This is a genomic window from Porphyromonas somerae DSM 23386, from assembly GCF_000372405.1.
GTDB classification, from domain to species: domain Bacteria; phylum Bacteroidota; class Bacteroidia; order Bacteroidales; family Porphyromonadaceae; genus Porphyromonas_A; species Porphyromonas_A somerae.
Map to the genome: position 1 here is coordinate 1 of NZ_AQVC01000081.1, position 3,232 is coordinate 3,232.

The 3,232-nt window shown below is 48.2% G+C and carries 3 protein-coding genes and 1 pseudogene; all 4 read right to left on the minus strand.

Annotated features, from left to right (window positions below; genetic code table 11):
- Positions 1–491: pseudogene (locus A3GK_RS10870) on the minus strand (translation initiation factor IF-2); the annotation flags it as partial.
- Between the two features lie 27 nt (positions 492–518).
- Complete coding sequence (nusA, locus tag A3GK_RS0110000; protein WP_018029308.1) at positions 519–1,904, minus strand: transcription termination factor NusA; 1,386 nt, start codon at positions 1,902–1,904, stop codon at positions 519–521.
- Positions 1,905–1,988: 84 nt separating this feature from the next.
- Complete coding sequence (rimP, locus tag A3GK_RS0110005) at positions 1,989–2,459, minus strand: ribosome assembly cofactor RimP (protein ID WP_018029309.1); 471 nt, start codon at positions 2,457–2,459, stop codon at positions 1,989–1,991.
- A gap of 272 nt (positions 2,460–2,731) precedes the next feature.
- On the minus strand, positions 2,732–3,064 hold the full coding sequence (locus tag A3GK_RS0110010; protein WP_018029310.1) for a hypothetical protein: 333 nt from the start codon (positions 3,062–3,064) through the stop codon (positions 2,732–2,734).
- Between the last annotated feature and the right edge of the window lie 168 nt (positions 3,065–3,232).

A 3,232-nucleotide genomic window follows, 5' to 3' on the forward strand; every position in this document is an offset into this window, starting at 1 on the left:
TCAGCCTTGGGAGCTTCCTTCTTAGGAGCCTCAGCCTTAGGAGCCTCCTTCTTGGGAGTTTCGGCCTTAGGAGCCTCCTTCTTAGGAGCCTCAGCCTTGGAAGCCTCCTTCTTAGGAGTTGGTCTCACCACCTCGTTATTCTTATCAAGCTCCACCTTTCCCAGCACCTTAGGTCCCTTCTCAGTCTCTTTTTGCTGAGCTTTTTCCTGCTTGGGGTTCTCCTTTTCCTTCACCTCCTTTTCGGATGCAGTTTTTTCCTTTGCGTCCGACGTAGGTGCAGAGTCCTCAGTATAGCTTTCAAGTAGTTTGGTGCGTTCCTCCTTTGGAAGTTCATTTCCATACTCATTTACCACATCCCTCAATTGGTCTGTGGTCAGTTTGCTATTGACATTGTACCGCTTTGAGTCATCTTTCTCGTTGAGGTACTCAACGATGGTCTTAAATCCGACTCCTAGCTTCTTAGCTATACTATTTACTTTTATGCTGGGCATATTCTCCTTTCCTCCTTAAGCTCTATATTACTTCTCCTCCTCTTCCTCAGTAGCTACTGGCTCTTCCGTAACACTCTCTGTACTCTCCTCGTCGTAAGGTGCATAGTATCGTGGATCCCGATCTGGGAGGTGTCCATATTGATCCTTAGGCAACTCATGATCGTCAAACTCCGTCATGAGCACCTGCATCACATACTCTATCGTACTCTCCTCCAGGTCAGTGGCACGTACCAGCTCTTCCTTGGTATGGCGAAGCACCGACTTAGCTGTATCACAACCGATGCCCTTGAAGGTATCAATGACCCAATCATCTATCACATCATCAAACTCAGTGAGATAAAGGTCAGATAGGTCGGTTGTCTGAGTCTCGTCACGGTAAATATCTATTTCATAACCAGTGAGCATTCCGGCTAGCTTGATATTCTTACCGCCCTTACCGATGGCCTCTGAGATTTGATCCTTATCGAGATATACGTCGGCACGCTTTGACTCCTCATTGAGGTGCACTTCCATATTCTTTGCTGGAGCGAGTGCTCTCTGTACAAATAGCACTGGATTACTGGTGTACTGTACCACGTCGATGCTCTCGTTACAAAGCTCCCCAACTACTCCTTGGATACGACTTCCGCGCACACCCACCACAGCACCTACTGGATCGATACGCTCATCGTAGCTCTCCACAGCCACCTTGGCCTTTTCGCCAGGGATACGTGCTACTGCCTTGATGGTTACTAGCCCATCCTGCACCTCCGGCACCTCACGCTCGAATAAGCGCTTCATAAATAGGTCGGATACACGGCTCAGGATGATCTTAGGGTTGTTATTATTGTACTCCACCTTATCAATGATAGCACAGATACGATCGCCCTTCTTGAAGCGATCACGTGGAATGGCAAGAGACTTAGGCAGGATCAGTTCATTCTCCTCATCATCCATAAGGAGCACCTCCTTTTTCCAAACTTGGTAAATCTCGGCATTGATCAGCTCTCCCACCCGCTTGCTATAATTGGCGTAAAGGGTATCCTTTTCCAGCTCCATCACCTTACTAGAGAGTGACTGCTTGAGATTGAGGATGGCACGGCGGCCGAACTTGGCAAACTTCACCTCGTCCACATACTCCTCACCTAGCTCCATATCATCCTCCCCTAGAGCACGAATCTCGCTGATAGAGACCTGTTGCATCTCATTCTCCACCTCACCATCTGGCACCACAATGCGGCGACGCCAAATCTCTAGATCCCCCTGAAGAGGATTGACGATGATATCGAAGTTGTGGTCGGTGCCGAACATCTTTGCGATCACATTACGCAAAGACTCCTCCATCACCTTGACCATTGTATCCTCGTCAATATTCTTTAGGCCCATATATTCGGTAAGGGCCTCCATCATCGTTGGTTCCTTTTTCTTCGCCATTGTATATTAATATGTATCGTGCTGTGTTGGGATAATCACCGAGCCAATGCATCTTAGCTCTCCTACCGCTCACATCTCTCTTATTTATACTTTTAGTAAATAGGTGGCTTGCTTTACCTCCTCATACTTCAAGGGCAGTTGATGTACCACCTGTTGCTTCCGCCGCGCTCCCTCGGGCTTCTCCATCCGGATCACCTCGAGCACAAAGCCCTCCTCATCGGCACTGACCAAAACGCCCTTTTCCTTCACTCCCTTCTTAAGTAGCACCTCCAGTTCCTTACCAATAAACTTCCGGTAACGTCGCACACCCACAAGTGGAGTGGTAAGGCCTGCACTAGAGACTTCGAGCTCAAAGTCTTCCTTCTCTCTATCCAGTCCTGCCTCAATGTGCTTGGTAAGTGCTACAATGGTGTCGATATCTACTGGCTCGCTATCGTGGTCCACCTCCACCTCGATACGATTTGCTCCTTTCACCTCTGCCTTTACGAGGAAAAACCCTTCATGCTCAGCAATAAATGAAGCCACCAATGTCTCTATGTCTCTTATCTCTATCATAAAACTAGATATACGCAAAGATGAGAAGACTGCTTGTCAGAGTCCCCTCATCAACCATTCCGCCACAAAGGTACAAAAAATATTGCTATTGGGTGAATCTTAGGCCATTGAATATGGAGGGGGTGACGCATCAGAGGGTTTAATTGCGTTGATATAAGAGAAACGAGCACCCGAGGGTGCTCGTTCATCACATTTAACCATCAAACACACAACCACTAGTGGATTATTCTTGAATACTCCCAAATATAAAGAGAGTGTTACACACTAAGGTATTACAGCTTCAAAAAGATGTAACCTATTTTACTATCAATCCCTTTGAGTTTGATTTCCAGTAGTTCGTTATCGTTATCCCAAAGGGGCTCCACTTCAAATGTCCCCTTTATTCCAACAGTACCACCATTCATAATAGTGAGCTTCTTTCCGTCAAACTGGTAAGTACCAGATGACCTAGAAGAGCCAATGCCTTCAACCTCAACTGTGACCTCCCAGTTGCCATCCGCTCTAAATATGTAGGAATACTTTGCCTTTTCTGGGGTGGGCTTCCACTCATCCTTCCCAATCTCATAGTCATTTGTTGACCAAGTTTGTGCCCATTGACCAACCATGGTAAGCACCCTATCCTTCGGTGGCTTTGGTGCAGGCGGAGCCGGTGGTGTAGGTGCTGGAGCTGGGGGCGTTGGCACAGGGGGCTCGGGCGTTGGTGGAGCAGGCACAGGTGGCTGTGGCGTTGGTGGAGCAGGCACAGGGGGCTGCGGCGTTGGTGGGGCAGGCAC